Origin of the sequence: Candidatus Poriferisodalis sp., assembly GCF_965198245.1 — a bacterium.
GTDB lineage: Bacteria > Actinomycetota > Acidimicrobiia > Acidimicrobiales > Poriferisodalaceae > Poriferisodalis.
Window position 1 is genome coordinate 2,978,847 of sequence record NZ_OZ240249.1, and the last position, 18,127, is coordinate 2,996,973.

The 18,127-nt window shown below is 66.5% G+C and carries 12 protein-coding genes; 4 read left to right on the forward strand and 8 right to left on the reverse strand.

Annotated features, from left to right (window positions below):
* Positions 1–30 precede the first annotated feature (30 nt).
* From ACOCMM_RS13445 to leuS, 5 genes are all read right to left on the reverse strand, one after another.
* Positions 31–783, reverse strand: a complete 753-nt coding sequence (locus tag ACOCMM_RS13445) for an SOS response-associated peptidase (protein WP_419553648.1) — start codon at positions 781–783, stop codon at positions 31–33.
* 100 nt (positions 784–883) lie between these two features.
* Positions 884–2,158, reverse strand: coding sequence for a HipA domain-containing protein (locus tag ACOCMM_RS13450; RefSeq protein ID WP_419554884.1), 1,275 nt, complete (start codon positions 2,156–2,158; stop codon positions 884–886).
* A 2-nt stretch (positions 2,159–2,160) separates the two neighbouring features.
* Positions 2,161–2,646, reverse strand: a complete 486-nt coding sequence (locus ACOCMM_RS13455; RefSeq protein ID WP_419553649.1) for a helix-turn-helix transcriptional regulator — start codon at positions 2,644–2,646, stop codon at positions 2,161–2,163.
* A 186-nt stretch (positions 2,647–2,832) separates the two neighbouring features.
* The gene (locus ACOCMM_RS13460) at positions 2,833–4,515 is read right to left on the reverse strand and encodes a thiamine pyrophosphate-binding protein (protein ID WP_419553650.1); all 1,683 of its coding nucleotides are present in this window, start codon (positions 4,513–4,515) and stop codon (positions 2,833–2,835) included.
* Between the two features lie 63 nt (positions 4,516–4,578).
* The gene (gene leuS / locus ACOCMM_RS13465; protein WP_419554885.1) at positions 4,579–7,338 is read right to left on the reverse strand and encodes a leucine--tRNA ligase; all 2,760 of its coding nucleotides are present in this window, start codon (positions 7,336–7,338) and stop codon (positions 4,579–4,581) included.
* 193 nt (positions 7,339–7,531) lie between these two features.
* Here leuS and ACOCMM_RS13470 point away from each other — a divergent pair, with 193 nt between their 5' ends.
* Positions 7,532–9,049, forward strand: a complete 1,518-nt coding sequence (locus ACOCMM_RS13470; protein WP_419553651.1) for a methylmalonyl-CoA mutase family protein — start codon at positions 7,532–7,534, stop codon at positions 9,047–9,049.
* Positions 9,046–11,298 (forward strand): methylmalonyl-CoA mutase, encoded by a 2,253-nt coding sequence (gene scpA, locus ACOCMM_RS13475; RefSeq protein WP_419553652.1) that lies wholly within the window; start codon positions 9,046–9,048, stop codon positions 11,296–11,298. The genes ACOCMM_RS13470 and scpA overlap by 4 nt, the downstream gene beginning before the upstream one ends.
* Positions 11,299–11,347: 49 nt before the next feature.
* On the opposite strand, the gene ACOCMM_RS13480 is transcribed toward scpA, so the two are convergent.
* On the reverse strand, positions 11,348–11,902 hold the full coding sequence (locus ACOCMM_RS13480; protein WP_419553653.1) for a hypothetical protein: 555 nt from the start codon (positions 11,900–11,902) through the stop codon (positions 11,348–11,350).
* Positions 11,903–12,016: 114 nt separating this feature from the next.
* Between ACOCMM_RS13480 and meaB the strand changes: the two genes are divergently transcribed.
* On the forward strand, positions 12,017–13,006 hold the full coding sequence (gene meaB, locus ACOCMM_RS13485; protein WP_419553654.1) for a methylmalonyl Co-A mutase-associated GTPase MeaB: 990 nt from the start codon (positions 12,017–12,019) through the stop codon (positions 13,004–13,006).
* A gap of 31 nt (positions 13,007–13,037) precedes the next feature.
* Here the strand turns inward: meaB and ACOCMM_RS13490 are convergent, their stop codons facing one another.
* Together ACOCMM_RS13490 and ACOCMM_RS13495 are read right to left on the reverse strand one after the other, a co-directional pair.
* A complete protein-coding gene (locus tag ACOCMM_RS13490) occupies positions 13,038–14,129 on the reverse strand; it encodes a ribonucleotide-diphosphate reductase subunit beta (RefSeq protein WP_419553655.1) in 1,092 nt (363 codons plus the stop codon).
* Between the two features lie 48 nt (positions 14,130–14,177).
* On the reverse strand, positions 14,178–16,592 hold the full coding sequence (locus ACOCMM_RS13495) for a ribonucleoside-diphosphate reductase subunit alpha (RefSeq protein ID WP_419553656.1): 2,415 nt from the start codon (positions 16,590–16,592) through the stop codon (positions 14,178–14,180).
* Positions 16,593–16,857: 265 nt separating this feature from the next.
* Between ACOCMM_RS13495 and ACOCMM_RS13500 the strand changes: the two genes are divergently transcribed.
* A complete protein-coding gene (locus ACOCMM_RS13500) occupies positions 16,858–18,126 on the forward strand; it encodes an NAD(P)/FAD-dependent oxidoreductase (RefSeq protein WP_419553657.1) in 1,269 nt (422 codons plus the stop codon).
* The last annotated feature ends 1 nt before the right edge of the window (position 18,127 follow it).

Consider the following 18,127-nt stretch of genomic DNA (forward strand, 5'->3'; position numbering starts at 1 on the left):
CGCTGTGGATCCGATGGCACTGAAGCGGCGCTAGAACAGCTGATCCGACTCGGTCGGCTCGATGAGGCTGGCATCGCGGTTGCGGACGTTGCCCACTGCGCGGCCCACCTGGTGCGAGCGCAGGATCCCCTCAGCTGCGGGCATGAGCATGGCCGACAATTCGTCTACGTCGTCGTTGGATGGGTCGAGCCAGGCATCCCACGCAGAACGCTCCAGCAGCACCGGCATGCGGTCATGAATCGGCGCCATGAAGCCGTTGGCTGCGGTCGTCAGCACCGTCGCCGAGTGCAGCGCTGATCGAGCCACCTCAGCTCCGTCGCCGCCGGAGTTGCCATCATCACCGGGGGCGCCATCGGGTGGCAACCATCGTTCCCACAGGCCAGCCATGGCGAGCATGCCGCCGTCGGCGCGGGTGATGTAGTGCGGCAGCGGGCGGTCGTCGCTGCTCGTGCGGGTCGGCGCCTTTGGCCACTCGTAGAAGCCGTCGGCGGGAACGATGCATCGGCGGCGCTTGAACGGACCGCGGAAGGAGTTCTTTGTCACCGCCGTCTCGGATCGCGCGTTGAACAGCGGCGGACCCCTGCTGGGATCTTTTGACCACGGCGGCACCAGGCCCCACCGGAACGTTTCGAGCCGGCGGGAATCGGGACCGCCCACAACGGCCACGATGTCGCTGGTCGGGCTCACGTTGTAGCTGCGAGGCGCATCGAAGCCAGGCAATGGAGTGTCGAAGTACTCCGCCACCGCCTCCAGATCCGCCGCTGAGACGAAGCGCCCGCACATGTGCTGAGCGTAGAGCCGCCGTCCGAATCCGACCCTACGGGCCATCGGGCGGGCCAAGGCAGGATCGTGACCCGGGCACCTCGCTTGACACATCACCGCCTCAACACACTTGGGCGAGGCAGGCCTCTGTACGGGCGCCGAGGCGATCAAGCAGCAAGGTGACGCGGGGGGAGGAGGCGAGGTCGCCCGGCAACAGCGCTGCTTCAGCGGCGAAGGCGTCAAGCACAGCAGCGGCAATGTCGCAGATGCGAACGAGGAGCGGGTCGGCGGGCAAGTCGACATCAGCGGCAAAGCGGGTCCAGCACAGCACCGCCTCGTTTGGAGCGACCGCGTGGCTGCCGCCGACGGCGAACGCATGCATGGGCGTCTCTTCGGGATCCAGGTAGGGCAGCACAGTGCACACGTCGTACATCGGCGCCAAGCGCACCTCAGCGCCGTCCAGCAGAAGACTGAAGTTCTTGGCATGGCCGTCGGGGGCACCGATGACCCAGTTGTAGACCAACGCATCAATCAGGTCGGCGATGTCGTCGGCAGGCAATGTGGAGTGCCTACGCAGCAGTCGCACGATCCGGGCCTGCGACGGCCCGCCCTGCTGCTCATAGCGCAGCGTCGAGGCCAGGCCCAAGACCTGGCACATGTCCTCTTGGTGCAGCCGCAGCACGCGGCCGCCGACGTGCCGACGGTCATAGCGCTCCACGATGACCGTGTCGCAGCCGTCGTAGACGGCCACCTCCGTGCCCGCTGCGGGCAGCCCCAAGCGTCTCGCCGCGGCCATGCTCAGGTGCTCGATGACGGCTTGGTGCTGTGTCAGGAAAACAGCAGGCTTGAGAATGTGCGTGGTGGCGGCAGTGCCGTGCGGCTGATGCCACGCGCCCTGGTGACGATGGAGCGCGATCTTGGCCTGCGCTCCCGCGAGGCTGAAGTAGCCGGGCACAGAGACATCTCTCGCGAGGTGCGTTCGGTGCCGGATGGACGTGAGGCGCCGCGCCACCTCCGCCTCGCTCAGCGGTTCATAGCTCCCGCCGCGGGACAGTGCAGTGTCGGCTTCCGCGGCGGGACAAACCTGCACCGCGCCGGCGCAGTCGAGGCCCATCGCGGTGGCGAGCAGATCGAATGGATCCACCGAGGCTGTACCGGTTCCCTGCTGCCAGTACCGGAGCAGTTCGGCGTTGTCGGGGAGCAGGCCCTGCAGCCATGTCTTGATCGCACCCCCGGGGTGCCGCCGTCGCGTCAGCGGCATGCTGAGCGACAGGGGGACAGAATCGGGGCCGCCGTCGAGGTAATCGTCGTCGTAGACGAATGAGGTGCCATCGGCATCGTCGTGGACCATGCCGGCCATCCTGCCGTTCAGCAGGATTGCGAGCTGCCTCGTCATCGTCACGAGTCGTACTCGTTGCCTGCAGCGACTCGGCAGGACTCCGGTTGGTGCTGCCCACTGCGGGTGGCGACGGCGGGCGAAGGTGAGTCCTCGTCGGCGCTCCCGATCGGGGCCACGCAGCCGGCGGGGGGGCGGGCGAGGGGGCCGCGGCGCATGCTGTTCTTCAGATCGTCGAGCACCGAGGGCTTGGTATCGATGTCTGCCAGCACGATGCGGTAGCCCAACGCATGGATGCACGCCAGTGCCGTATCGAGCTGTCCGCCGCGCAGGTTGCCACGCTCCAGATCGGACACCCACGGGCGCGATGCGCCGACCATCTCACCGAACTGGGTCTGCGTGAGCCCGGTCTCACGACGCAGCCGGGCAAGCGCGGCACCCATGCCTTCCACCGTGTAGACGTCAATAGAGCGTCGATGCTTGGCACCGGCAGGCCGGACCTGCGGCGGGCCTGTGCTCGTCGGACGTGTGTTTGCGTCATCGGTCATCGCTGCGGGCCGTCCTGGATGAGTGCTTGCATTGTATCCGATTCATTATACTGCGAATGCTTCGATGCAGCCTTTTAGATGCATAGGACCGCGTTGTGCGGAATGCAGCGTATCGAATGCGCCCGCTGACATCAGACGATGTGCATTACTTCGAATGCGCGCAATCAGTCCCGACCTTGTGCGTCGTTACACGTAAGTGGAGCCCTTCATGGCTCCTCGATCCTGGCGGATCTCGACGTTCACCAGCGCCGGGAGACCCGAGTCGAACGCGCGCGCCAGTGCCGGTGCGATCTCGGCGGGTTCGGTGACATGGGAGCCGTGGCCGCCCATGGCCTCGACCACCTTGTCGTAGCGGGTGTAGTTCAGCTCGGTGGCGACGACCCGATCCTGGCCGTACAAGCTGGCCTGCGGGCGCAGCATCTGGCCCCACGCCGCGTCGTTGCCGACGACGCCCACAATGGGCAGGCCGAAGCGCACTGCCGTGTCGTACTCGAAGCCGTTCAGGCCGAACGAACCGTCGCCGTACACGATCAGCACCCGTTTGTCAGGGTGAGCCTTCTGCGCAGCGAGCGCGAACGGCATTCCCACGCCCAAGGTCCCGAGCGGGCCGGGGTCCATCCAGGTGCCGCGGCGCGGCACGCGGATGACCTTGGATGCCTGGGCCACGATGTCGCCCCCGTCGCCGATCACGATCATGTCATCGGTGACGGCATCGGCAATCTCGCGGCACAGCCGCAGCGGGTCGATCGGCACTTCGTCGCTGTTCAGCTCGGCATTGCGAGCCTCGTCGAGCTCGGACTCGCGTGCAGCGAGTGCAGCCAGGTGCGCCGAGGCGTCCACCGAGACGCCGGTCGACTTGAACAATTCCATGAGCGCCTCGAAGTTGGCACCCAGGTTGCCGACCAGCCCGACTTCGGCGGCACGGTTCTGCCCGATGAGCGTCTCGTCCAAGTCGAGCTGCACAATGCGGGCGTCGGCAGGGATGGCGCGGCCGAACTTCATCCGGAAGTCGAGCGGCGTTCCGGCAAGGATCACCACGTCAGCCCCCGCAAGCGCCTGGGCCCGCGTCAGCGACAGGAACGACGGATGGTCCCAATTGACCTCGCCGCGGGCCATGCCGTTCACGTAGCACGGGATGGCCGTGGCATCCAGGAACGCAGCCAGCGCGGCACCGCCCTCGCTCCACTTCAGCGACGTGCCCGCCATCACGACGGGCGTTCGGGCCCCGGCGATGATCTCGGCGGCCTGAGCAAGCACATCGGCGGGTGCCGCCGACGCGACTCGGTAGTCGCGAAACGGCGGTATGGCCACCGCGTCGAGATCCACCTTTCCGTGCAGCACATCCATGGGGATTTCCAAGAACGAAGGCCCGGGCACACCGCTCAGCGCTGTGCGTACCGCCAGCTCGATGTATTCGGCGATTCGGCGGGTTTCGAGGCACGCGCCCGACCACTTCGACACGGGCCGCATGAGCGACACATGGTCCATTTCCTGCAGCGAGCCCCGTCCGGCGTGACGAAACGGCCCCTGACCTCCGAAGACCAGGATCGGCGAGTTGGCCCGCCAAGCGTTCGCAACACCGGTCACGCCGTCGGTCACGCCCGGGCCTGCGGTGAGAATTGCCACGCCAACCTTGCCCGGGTGCAGGCGCGCCCACGCATCGGCAGCGTGCACGGCCGCTTGTTCGTGGCGTACGTCCACGATGTCGATTCCCTCGTCGAGGCAGCCGTCGTAGATCCCCATGACGTGACCGCCGGACAGAGTGAAGACGCATTCGGTGCCGGCTGCCTTCAGCGCCCGCGCTGCGAGCTTGCCGCCGTGAGTCTCGGCAGCCGTGACGGCCAGCGCGCGCTTTTCCTTGCCGCTCATGTTGATCCCCCAGCGGGTGTTCGATGCTGCTGGCTCACGCCAGACGTGCCTATTGCTGCTGGCTTACGCCAACACGATGTTCACCAGCTTGCCCGGTACGGTCACGACTCGCCGGATGTCGGTGCCGGCGGTGAGCTGGAAGATGCGTTCGTCGGCCAGCGCAGCGGCCTCCAGATCGGCGGTCGAGATGGCGGCGTCGACCGTGATGCGGCTGCGCAGCTTGCCATTTACCTGGACCGGCACCTCGATGACTTCGGCGGCCAGCAATGCCGGATCGGCCACCGGGAACGGGGCATAGACGACCGTGGTCGTATTGCCAAGCTTTGACCACAGTTCTTCTGCGAGGTGCGGCACCAGCGGCGCCAGCAGCCGCACCAGCACGTCGGCGACCGGCCGGGGAGTCGGGCCGCCACGGCGGGTCAACCCGTTGTTCAGCTCGGTAATGCGTGCGATGGCCGAGTTGAAGCGCAGATCCGACATGGCATCGGTGACCGCAGCGATGGTGCGGTGCACCCAGCGCTCCAGATCCGCATCAGGCTCGACATCTGACACTGTCAGCGCGCCGGTCTCTTCGTCGACCAGGTTCCGCCACACACGCTGCAGCAATCGGTGCGAGCCGATCACCGAATGGGTCTCCCAGGGCCGACCTTGATCCAGCGGCCCCATGAACATCTCATAGGTCCGCAGCGTGTCTGCGCCGTACGCGCCGTAGATGTCGTCCGGCGTCACAGCGTTGCGCAGCGATTTGCCCATCTTTCCGAAGTGGCGTCTCACCTCGACATCACCGTGAAAGAATTTCCCGTCGCGCTCGTCCACTTCGGACGCTTCGACGTACACGCCACGCTGGTCCTGGTACGCGGCGGCCTGGATGTAGCCCTGGTTGTAGAGCCGACCGAACGGCTCCGGCCCGCCGACGTGCCCCAGGTCGTACAGCACCTTGTGCCAGAAGCGGGCATAGAGCAGGTGCAACACGGCGTGCTCCACGCCACCGACATACAGGTCGACGCCACCGACTCCGCCTGCAGCGTCGGTCATCCAGTACCGCTCCACGTCGGGATCCACAAGGACCTCGTCATTGGTCGGGTCGAGGTAGCGCAGGTAGTACCAGCACGACCCAGCCCACTGGGGCATCGTGCTGAGTTCGCGACGGTAGGTGCGCTCGCCGTCGCCGAGGTCGTAGGTGGCGGTCACCCACTCAGTGGCCCGGCCGAGCGGCGGCTCGGGATCCGAGGACTCGTCAAGGGATCTCGGCGCCCAGTCGATGAGCTCTGGCAACACCACCGGAAGTTCGCTCTCGGGCACGGCCAGTGGCAAGCCCGTCTCGTCGAACACGATCGGGAAGGGCTCGCCCCAGTAGCGCTGCCGGCTGAAGAGCCAGTCCCGCAGCTTGTAGGTGACCGTGCGGCTTCCGTGGCCGTTGGCCTCCAGCCAGTCGCAGATGGCGGCCTTCGCCTCGGCTGAGCCCATCCCGTTCAGGAAACTGCTGTTGATGGCCGGGCCCTCGCCGACGTAGGCCTTCGGTTCGTAGTCGGGTGGCGGCTGCACCGTGCGAACAATCGCCAGCCCGAACTGCTCGGAGAAGTCCCAGTCGCGCTGGTCCTCACCGGGAACCGACATCACCGCTCCTGTGCCGTAGTCGATGAGCACGTAGTCGGCCACGAAGACCGGAACGGGCTCACCGGTGGTGGGCACGATGCAGTTGACGCCCAGCCAGACGCCTGTCTTGTCGCGGTGTTCTTGCCGCTGCAGATCGCTCATCGCCGCGGCGTGGACCCGGTAGGCCTCCAGCGCCTCACGAGGCGTCGCTGCGCCGCCGGTCCGGCGCGGATCGGTGCCCGACGGCCACCGGTCGGCGACGAGCTTGTCGGCCAATGGGTGCTCAGGCGCCACCAGCATGGCCGTGGTGCCATAGATCGTGTCGGGGCGTGTGGTGAACACCTCAACGTCTGGGCCCGCGTCGGTGGCGAAGCTGATCAGCGCTCCCTCGCTGCGCCCGATCCAGTTGCGCTGCATGATCTTGACGCTCTCGGGCCAGTCCAGCCGGTCCAGGTCAGCCAGCAGGCGGTCGGCGTAGGCCGTGATGCGCATCATCCACTGCTTCAACGGCCGTCGGAACACAGGGTGATTGCCCCGCTCGGACCGACCCTCGGCGGTGACCTCTTCGTTCGCCAGCACCGTGCCCAGGGCTGGGCACCAATTGACGGGTGCTTCTCCCAGGTATGCCAAGCGGTAGCGGTCCAACTCGAGCCGTCGCTCGGTCTCGCTCATGAGTGCCCACGCAGTGCCGTCGGCGGTGGCCCGCTGACCGGCTTCGAACAGCTCGATCAGCTCGGCGATCGGGCGGGCACAGTCCGTCTCGGTGTCGTACCAAGAATTGAAGATCTGCAGGAAGATCCACTGCGTCCAGCGGTAGTACTCGACGTCGGTTGTGGCCAATGATCGCCGGTCGTCGTGACCGAGGCCCAGCCGGGAGAGCTGGCGCGACATCGTGGCGATGTTCTGCTCAGTGTTGATGCGGGGATGCTCACCGGTCTGGCGGGCGTGCTCCTCGGCGGGCAGGCCGAACGCGTCATAGCCCATCGGGTGCAGCACCACGTATCCGCTCATGCGCTTGAAGCGCGCATACACGTCGGTGCCGATGTAGCCCAGCGGGTGCCCGACGTGCAGTCCCGAACCCGACGGGTACGGAAACATGTCCATAATGAAGAGCTTGAGGGCATCCGGGTTCTGGGGGCCTGCGAGCGGGCCGCTGGGGTTCGGCGTGTGGTAGGTGCCGTCCGCGCGCCACCGCGCCTGCCAGCGCAGCTCGATCTCGTTCGCCATTTGGGCGTTGTAGCGATAGGGCGGCAACTCGTCCGCACCGGAGGGCGAGAACTCAGTTTCGGCGGCTGTTCCCGCGCCTGAGCTTGCGGCCGATGCGGGGGCATTCATGCGGGCAAGGATGCCACGGTTGCCCGCAAATCCCTTCGGCTACCAGCACATTCCTGCTCAAGGAGCGACGGCTACCCTGCGGACCGTGCCCGCTCCTGAGACTGTGCCTTCCCAGCCCGGCTCGCTGTTTGCAGATCCAGGTTTCGCTGACGTCACCGAAGTCGACTGGGAAGCCGCGGCGCAAGGGGCACTGCGCGGTCAGCCACTGTCATCGCTGCAGACAATGCTGATCGACGGCATCGAGACTGCGCCGCTGTATTCGCCTCAACGACATGGCACCGAAGGGACCCTCGCCGGAATTCCAGGCGACACGCCGTACGTTCGGGGCGCTACCGCAGCGAGCGGTGGACAGGGCTGGGAAGTTCGCCAGATCCACGACGTTCGTCGGCCTGGCACGCCCGACGCAGTCGCCGTCGACACAACGTCGGGAGTGGACGCCGTCACGGTGGCCCGCGGCTGGAGCGCCGAAGACGACGCGGATGCGCTGGCGTCTTGCATCGGCGATGCCGCCGCTGCGGGTGTCACGATCCACCTGCAGGCCGGCGCCTCGCCCGCGCACGCCGGGGCGTTGCTGGAGGTCTTGCGCCGTCAGCGCTGCGAACCCGGGCACAATCGGTCGTGGCTGGGGCTGGATCCGATCGCAGCTGCAGCCTGCGGCTGGTCCGCGGACACCGACTCTGGCGACGACAATGCGCTTGAGGCCGCTGTGGAGCGTGCCGCGCACAGCGCTGCCGACCTCGCCGAGCGCTGGCCGCAAGCGGTGCCCCTGGAGGCCGACGGCTCGGTATTCGCCGATGCCGGTGCGGCTGACGCTTCAGAACTTGCAGCGACGCTGGCCACCGGCGTGGCCTGGCTGCGCGCGGCCTGCGATGGGCCCGCAGGCCCCGGCCTTGATCCCGCAGCCGCTGCCCGACTGGTTGGCTTCACCATCTCAGCCGGACCCGATCCCTTCGTGGTGACAGCCAAGTGCCGGGCGCTGCGCATGTGCTGGGCTCGCGTTCTGAGCGCATGCGGCGTCGACATCGTCGGAGGTACAGGACTGCCCATGCGTCTGCACGCCGTGACCTCGACGGCAATGCTGAGCGAACTCGATCCATGGGTGAACATGCTGCGGGCCACAACGGCCACCTTCGGCGCTGCGAACGGGGGTGTCGACGCCATAACGGTCCGCCCGTTCGACACGGTCAGCGCCGCGGCAGCACCTAGCGCTTTGGGATGGCGGGTCGCGGCCAATACGCAGCTGATCCTGCGCCACGAGAGCCGTATCGGCTCGGTCATCGATCCCGCTGGGGGCAGCTGGTTCCTCGAAGACCTCACGCAGTCCATGGCGAGCGCTTCCTGGGATCGTTTTGGCAACATCGAAGCCGCCGGGGGCATCTGCGCAGTCATGGCCAGCGGCGAACTCGAAGCATCGCTGGCTGTCGAACGGAAACACCGCGACGAACAGATCGCAGCGGGCGAGCGAGTGCTCGTCGGAGTCACCGAGTTCGTCGACCCCACTGAGATCGGCGCGACGTCTGAGTCCCACCGCAGCAAGCTCGACGCAGGTCTGGGCGTGCATCGCTGGGCTGCTCCTTACGAGGCCGGAGCGTTGGAGTCATGAGCGCCATCGGAGATTTCTCGCAGCTCGATCTCGTCGACAGTGCCGGTGATGAGCCGGGATCGAACGGCGCGAGCCTCTCGGCATGGGAGACTCGGTTCGCGGAGGTGACCGGTCGCTTGCCCGCTGCAAGCGCCACGCCCGAGGGCATCGATGTGGCGCCGTTGTACGTCGCGGCGGACACCGCCGACCTCTACGCCGGCAGCGGAAACCCCGACCAGCGCACCTACCTCGACGGGTTCCCCGGCTTCGCCCCGTACCTGCGCGGTCCGTACCCGACGATGTACACCAACCAGCCTTGGACGATCCGCCAGTACGCAGGCTTCTCCACCGCCGAGGACTCCAACGCGTTCTACCGGCGGAACCTTGCGGCCGGCCAACGTGGCCTATCGGTGGCATTCGACCTCGCAACCCACCGGGGGTACGACTCTGACCACCCCAGAGTGGCTTCAGACGTGGGCATGGCCGGCGTGGCCATCGACTCGATGCTCGACATGCGCACGCTGTTCGACGGCATCCCGCTTGACCGCATGAGCGTGTCGATGACGATGAACGGCGCTGTGCTGCCCATCCTGGCGCTGTACGTCGTGGCAGCCGAGGAACAGGGCGTTGCCCCCGCCCAGCTCACCGGGACCATTCAGAACGACATTCTCAAGGAGTTCATGGTCCGCAACACGTACATCTACCCGCCCCAGCCATCCATGCGGATCATCAGTGACATCTTCGAGTTCACGTCAGCCGAGATGCCGCGCTTCAACTCGATCTCGATCTCCGGCTACCACATGGGTGAAGCCGGGGCGACGGCCGATCTCGAGCTCGGCTACACGCTGGCGGACGGCCTCGAATACCTGCGATGCGGCATCGGCGCAGGCATGGGCATCGACGACTTCGCGCCACGCCTCAGCTTCTTCTGGGGCATCGGCATGGACTTCTTCATGGAAGTCGCCAAGCTGCGGGCCGCCCGGCTGCTGTGGGCCAAGCTGGTGTCTGCCTTTGAGCCGGAGAACCCGCGGTCGACCTCGCTGCGAACCCACTGCCAGACCTCGGGCTGGTCGCTCACGGCGCAGGATCCGTACAACAACGTGGTGCGGACGTGTATCGAGGCCATGGCCGCTGTCGACGGCCACACCCAGAGCCTGCACACGAATGCCTTCGACGAAGCCCTGGCCCTGCCGAGCGACTTCAGCGCCCGCATTGCCCGCAACACGCAACTGTTCCTGCAGCACGAGGCCGGCGCGACCCGGGTGATCGACCCATGGGGGGGCAGCTACTACGTGGAGCGTCTCACCGCCGAGCTGGCGCGACGGGCGGCAACCCACATTGCCGAGGTGGAGCAGCTCGGCGGCATGGCCCGCGCCATCGAAGCCGGGATTCCCAAGATGCGCATTGAGGAGGCCGCCGCCCGGACGCAGGCACGCATCGAGGCGGGCCAGCGGACGGTCGTCGGGGTGAACCGCTACCGGTCCAACCTGGACTCCGAGGTTGACATCCTGCGCGTCGACAACGCCGAGGTGCGCGCCGCTCAGCTGGCAAAGCTGGACCGTCTGCGCGCAGGGCGCGATCGGGACGCTGTGCGGCGCTCGCTGGACGCGCTGCGCGAGGTGGCACATACGGGCGAGGGGAACCTGCTGGCGGCATCCGTCGACGCTGCGCGCTGCCATGCCACCGTGGGAGAGATCAGCGCGGCAATGGAAGACGCGTTCGGCAGGCACACTGCGCAGATCCGCACGATCAGCGGCGTGTACGGGAGCGAGATGGCTGGCGACGATTCTGGTCCCGAAGGCGGCACGAACCCGATGGCAGCCACGGTTGACGCGGTGCGTAACCGGGTCGCCGTCTTCGGCGAGCGGACGGGACGCCGGCCGCGCATCCTGATCGCCAAGATGGGCCAGGACGGGCACGACCGGGGGCAAAAGGTGGTGGCCACCGCGTACGCCGACCTCGGTTTCGACGTCGACATCGGCCCGCTGTTCAGCACACCGGCAGAGACAGCGCGCCAAGCCGTCGAGAACGATGTGCACATGGTTGGAGCCTCCTCGCTGGCGGCAGGGCATCTCACGCTGGTCCCCGAACTCAAAGACGCGCTCGCCGAACTGGGTCGGCCCGACATCCTGGTTGTCGTCGGCGGCGTCATCCCGCCTCAAGACTTCGATGCGTTGCGAGCCGCCGGCGCCGCAGCGATCTACCCGCCGGGCACCGTCATCGCCCACGCTGCGGCGGAAGTGCTCGACCTGCTCGAGCCCGCCGACTAGCTGGTCCGACCCTTCGCCGATTCATCGGCGCGAACTCACGCAGCGCAGCTCAGCGGTGACGGCCGCCGACGTTGCGGATCTTCTTCTTGGCCCGGGCACCCCGGTAGGCCGTGCTGGATGCTGAGCGGAGGCCGCGCGGTGCAGCTGCGAGCCGCGTATCCGCCTCATCGAGGTGGCTGTGGTAACGGCGGTGTACCCACAGCTTCTCCGAGCCGACGACGATCTGACCCCACCCCGATCCGCGGACATTGAATGGCTCGATGCGTTCGATGCGTTCGAGCAGTTCCACGGGCTTGGCCGGACGCAGGGCCCGGGTGCGCATGACCACGATGTCCGCATCGGTCAAGGCCAAGAGCCGGTAGCGCGACATGCTGAGCACCGCAACGGTGGCGAACACTGTCGTCGAGATCAGGCTGACTTGCACCCACGGCAAGTTCACCGTCAGCACGATGCCCGCCAACGCCGCCACGCCGATCAAGAGCAGCGTGAACGGGTGCAAGCCTCCCTGCGCGGGCACGAGCGCGTGCACGTGATCGCCCTGATCCAGGAACTGATCCGCAGGATGGGAACGGTCGCCGGTGCGGATGCGATTGAACAAACCCACAGCGACATTCTGCCCGAATGGGAACCTAGCCCGAGCGGCGGATCAGTTCGAACGATGCATCGGCTACAACAGTGAAGCAACCTCGGCACCCTGCGCCCCGATACCTTGCACGCAGTGGCCGCCACCGCAGCTCTTGGGGAACTTGCCTCCGGAGTGCGCGCCTGCGACCGCGCCGCCATCGGCCAGGCGATCACGCTCGTCGAGTCCCAGCTGCCCGGTGACGCTCAGCCGGCGCAGGATCTGCTCCAGGAATTGCTACCCCACAGCGGCGGTGCGCACCGCGTGGGCATTACCGGTGTGCCCGGAGTTGGCAAGAGCACGCTCATCGAGAGGCTCGGCACCTCGCTTACCCGACAGGGCCACCGTGTGGCCGTCCTCGCCGTCGACCCGACCTCAGCGCTCCACGGCGGTTCCATCCTCGGTGACAAGACCCGAATGACTGCGCTTGCGAACGATCCGGCAGCCTTCGTTCGACCGTCGCCGACTGCGGGCCAACTGGGCGGCGTGACACGCGTCACCCGCGAGACCGTCCTCGTGCTGGAGGCCGCAGGTTTCGACGTCGTGCTTGTCGAGACGGTGGGCGTCGGCCAATCAGAGACTGCCGTGGCCGACATGGTCGACTTCTTTGTCGTGCTCATGCTGGCGGGTGCCGGCGACGACCTCCAGGGGATCAAGAAGGGCATTCTCGAGATCGCCGATCTCATTGCGGTCAACAAAGCCGACGGGGACAACGTCGAGCGCGCCAGCGCGGCAGCGCGTGACTACGAGTTGGCGCTGCACATGACCCAGCCGGCCTCGCCCACATGGACTCCCCCGGTGATCACGTGCTCAGGATTGGCTGGCGACGGCCTGGACACCCTGTGGGAACACGTGCTCGAACATCGCCGGCTGATGTCGGATTCCGGCGAGCTGGCAGCGCGCCGCGCCGACCAGCGAGTGCGCTGGATGCGGGCGATGCTGACCGAGCGCATGCGCGCTCAACTCGCAGCCAGCGTGCACGACCTGCTGGCCGACCTCGAAGCACAGGTGCGCTCCGATCGGCTGGCGCCCGCCGCCGCGGTGGATCAGCTGATGGCGGCCTTCAACGCCTCGAAAGGGGCGTAGCTCAGAAATTCTCGTCGAAGGCGAGCTCTACTCAGAAGTCCTCGTCGAAGGCGACTTCGCCTTCGACGCCGATTTGGTAGCTGGCGACGGTGCGCTCGAAGAAGTTCGTCAGCTCTTGTACGTCCTGCAGCTCCATGAACGAGAAGGGGTTCTTCGAGCCGTACTGCTTGGCAAGGCCGAGCTGGGCGAGGCGCTGGTCGGCGACGAATTCCAGGTACGCGCGGGTGTCGGTCACAGACATGCCTGCCACGCCGCCGGACAGCACGTCGTGCGCGAATTGCGTTTCGACGTCGACTGCCTCCGTGACCATCTGCTGGATTCGCTCAGCTAAGTCCACGTCGAACAATTCGGGTTCTTCGGCGCGGATCGTGCGCACGACCTCGAAAGCGAAGTTCATGTGCGCCGACTCGTCCCGGAACACCCAGTTGGTGCCGGCCGCCAATCCATTCAGCAGTCCCTTCGACCGAAGGAAATAGACATACGCAAAGGCGGCGAAGAAGAACAACCCTTCGATGCAGGCTGCGAAGCAGATGAGGTTGAGCACGAACGCCTTGCGGTGCTCGACCGTCGTGAGTCGATCGACCGACCAGACGCTGTTCATCCAGCGAAAGCAGAACTCGGCCTTCGCGGCGATCGAGGGAATGTTCTCGATGGCCGCAAATGCCGCCGCCCGCTCGGAGATGTCAGGGATGTAGTGGTCCAGCAGCGTCAGGTAGAACTGCACGTGCAGCGCTTCCTCGTACAGCTGGCGGCTCAGGTACATCCGAGCCTCAGGGCTGTTGATGTGCTGGTACAGGTTCAGCACCAGATTGTTCGCGACGATCGAGTCGCCGGTTGCGAAGAACGCCACGAGCCGGTTGATGAGATGCCGCTCGGCCGGAGCCAGCTTCCGGTTGAGATCGACGATGTCGTCGGAGAAGTCGATCTCCTCAACCGTCCAGGTGTTGCGGATCGCATCGCGGTACATGTCGAAGAACTGCGGGTACCGCATCGGACGCAGCGTCAACTCGAAACCGGGGTCCAAGATGTTGCCCTGCCGCGGTACAGGCTCAGCGGCAGGCTGCGGTTCGGCTTCGGGGCTCGGCTGGGGGGTGAATTCGGGCTCTGGCTGGACGAGTGCCATCAGGGTCCTCCGTCTTTCTTACGTGGGCCTCTTGGTGGTCGCGACGGCTCAGTCGCAGGCTTCGCAGGTCTCGGGGTCTTCCAGCGAGCACGCCATGGCCTCGGCCGCGGCTGCCGCGTCGGGCATGGCGGAAATCGAGGCCGATGTCTCAGGCTGCGACGCGGTGTCGGTAGTGGTCTGATTGATGCGGGTGGCCGGCCGCGAGCGCAGGTAGTAGGTGGTCTTGAGGCCCGACTTCCACGCATGCATGTACATCGACGAGAGCTTGCCGATGTTCGGGCTCTCCATGAACAGGTTCAACGACTGGCTCTGGTCGACGAAGGCGCCGCGTGCTGCAGCCATGTCGACGAGCGATCGTTGGGGCAGCTCCCATGCGGTCCGGTACACCGAACGCACCTCGGCGGGGATCTCCGCGATGTCGGCCACCGAGCCCTCGGCCATCTTGATCCGGTTCGCCATGGCCTCGTTCCACAGGCCGAGTGCCTGCAGTTCGCGCACGAGGTAGCGGTTGATCTGCATGAACTCGCCCGAGAGCGTCTCGCGTTTGAACAGGTTCGACACCTGCGGCTCGATGCACTCGTAACTGCCGGAGATGGCGGCAATGGTGGCCGTCGGTGCAATGGCCATGAGCAGCGAGTTGCGCAGGCCGTGCTGGCCGATGCGCTCGCGCAGCTCGGCCCAGCGCGGCGGGTCTGCTGGTTCGACGCCCCACAGGTCGAACTGCAGCTCCCCTGCAGCGGCCCGGGTCTCGCTGAAGGCCGCATGCGGACCGTGCTGACGGGCCAGCTCGCAACTTGACCAGACCGCCCAGTAGTAGATCTCCTCGGCAATACGGGCCGACACCTCGGAGGCCTCCGGCGAGTCGAAGGCGAGGTTGAGCTGGAAGAACACATCCTGGAGGCCCATGACGCCGAGCCCGACCGGGCGCCAACGCTCGTTGGAACGGGCTGCTTCAGGCGTCGGGTAGTAGTTGATGTCGATGACACGGTCCAGGAACGGCACCGCAGTGCGCACGACCTCGCCCAGTGCGGGGTAGTCGACGGCTCCGTCGCGTACGAACTTGGCGAGGTTGACCGAGCCCAGGTTGCAGACTGCCGTCTCGGCGCTGCTGGTGACCTCGAGAATCTCCGTACACAGATTCGACAGGTGGATGACGTTGCCCGCCTGGCCGGTCTGGTTGGACTTGGCGTTCGAGGCGTCCTTGAAGGTCATCCAGCCATTGCCGGTCTGGGCCAGCGTGCGCATCATGCGGCTGTAGAGCTGCCTGGCAGACACCTGCTCCTCGTAGAGACCCTCGGCTTCGGCTTCCCGGTACGCCTCGGTGAACTCGTCGCCGTAGAGGTCGGTGAGGTGCGGGACGCGCTTGGGGTCGAACAGTGACCACTGCCAGTCGTTCTCGACCCGGCGCATGAACTCGTCGGGCACCCAGTTCGCAAGATTGAGGTTGTGGGCGCGCCGGGCGTGGTCCCCGGTGGAGTCCTTCAGTTCCAGGAACTCCTCGATGTCGGCATGCCACGACTCCAGATAGACGCATGCGGCGCCCTTGCGCCGGCCGCCCTGATTCACCGCCGCCACTGACGAGTCGAGCGTCTTGAGCCACGGCACGATGCCGTTGGACAGGCCGTTGGTCCCGCTGATCAGCGAGCCGCGCGAACGCACCCGGTGCCAGCCGACCCCGATCCCGCCAGCGAACTTGGACAGCTTGGCGATGTCGGTGTAGCGACCGTAGATGCCCTCGAGGGAGTCCTCGGGGCTGTCGAGCAGGTAGCACGACGACATCTGCGGGTGGGCAGTACCGGAGTTGAACAGCGTGGGCGAGGACGGCAGGTAACGCAGGCTGGAGATCAGCTCGTAGAACGAGATAGCCTCCTCCGCGGTCCGGGACAGGCCGCAGGCGACCCGCAGCAGGAAGTACTGCGGCGTCTCGATGACGGACCGCCGCTGCGGATGGCGGAGCAGGTAGCGGTCATAGACGGTGCGCAAGCCGAAGAATTCGAAGCCGTTGCTGCGCTCGGCCAGGATGGCGTCGTTGAGCTTGCGAGCGTTCGTGCCCACGAACGCCACGACGTCGGGGTGTATGAGCCCGCACTCGCCGCCGAGATCGATCGACTGGCTGAACGAGTAGATGTTCTGGTTCTGGACTTCCTTGTCGATGAAGGTCGCCAGCAGTCGGGCTGCGAGCTTCGAGTAGTTCGGCTCTTCGGAAATCAGCGCCGAAGCAGTCCGAATCGACAGCTCGTCTAGCTCGGTCGTGGTAGCACCGTCATGGAGACCCGAGATCGTCCGGGTGGCGACGCGCATCGGATCGACACCGGGCAGCTCGGTGGCACAACGTTGTACCGCGCGGACGATCTTGTTGACATCGACGGCCTGCATCGAACCGTCGCGCTTCTGCACGCGCATTCCGGGCGAATCTGCGGCCTGCTGCTGTGTCTCAGTCGCCGATGCCTCGGTGACGCTCATGTTGCCCAGCCCCTTCGCAGGCCGTCACTCGGATATGCCGAGCGGACCGCCTAGACCTCGATCTCCTCACTTCCCGCAACCGCAGCTCGGCGTGTTCCAACGGAGTGTCGCTCGGTTGAATCACATGGCTGTAGTTACAGAGATGTAAGTGATATTTATAGCGCACGAGCCAAGCGGCGTCTCCTTCGTCGTCGAACTCCTAGTTCCAGGGCCGCAAATGCGGGCACAGCGCTGACGCGATCGCGCGAGATGCCACACTTCCCGTGTGTCACCTGGTTCGAACCGGCCGGAACGCATCGTGGTCGTGGGCGCGTCCCTCGCAGGTGCTCGGGCTGCGCACAGCATTCGGGCCGCCGGACATGACGGTGCGCTGACGCTCATCGGCGCCGAATCGCATCTGCCCTACGACCGGCCTCCCCTGTCGAAGGAGTTCCTGACCGGCGAGCGGGAGGCTCTCGAGCTCATGCTGGACGCCGACGGCGCCTACGACGAGCTCGGCGTGGAGGTGATGGTTGGCACCGCAGCAGTGGGGCTCGACCTCGAGAATCGGACCGTTGCGGTCGCGCCGGCTGTCAACGGATCGGCGGGCGGCGACAGCCGCGACACGGTGCCTTTCGATGCACTCGTGATCGCCACGGGCGCAGCAGCCCGTCCGTTGCCCGGAACCGAGGGCATCGAAGGGGTTCACACGCTGCGCACTCTCGACGACTCGACAGCCATCCGGGAGGGTCTCGTCGCCGGCGCACGCGTCGCCGTGGTGGGAGGCGGCTTCATCGGATCGGAGGTTGCCGCTTCGGCGAAGGCTCGCGGATGCGAAGTGACGGTCATCGAAGCAGCCTCCGCACCGCTTGTGCGCGGGCTGGGTGCCGAGATGGGCACGCGGGTGGGTGCGCTGCACGACCAGAACGGTGTGGAACTCCGACTCGGCGTCGGAGTCGAGGGCGTGCTGGGCACCGACCGGGTCGAGGCGGTCGCTATGGCCGACGACAGCCGCATCGAAGCCGATCTCGTGGTCGTCGGCATCGGGGTCGTCCCGAACACGGCATGGCTGGAGAGCTCAGGACTGCGGATCGACAATGGCGTCGTGTGCGACGCCACGCTGTGCTGCGGCCCCCCGGGTGTCTACGCCGTGGGTGACGTGGCCCGGGCCCCCAATCGGTGGCTCAGCCCGTGGCATGGCGAGGCGCCCATCCGGGTCGAGCACTGGACAGCGGCGGTCGAGCACGGCATGGCAGTCGGGCGCAACCTGATGGCACCCGATGAGGCACAGCCTTACGACTCGGTGCCCTTTGTGTGGTCCGACCAATACGACGCCCGTATCCAGGTCGCAGGACATCCCGACGCCGACGATGACGTCGAGGTGCTCGTCGGGTCAGCGTCGGACCGCTCGTTCCTGGCTGGCTACCGGCGCGACGGGCGTTTGAGCGCCGTGATGGCGCTCGATTCGATCAGGCCGTTCGTGCGATTCCGCCGCCTGCTCGCCGGCCACCCCACTTGGGATGAGGCGCTGGAGTTGGCCGCCACGCTGAGGTGAG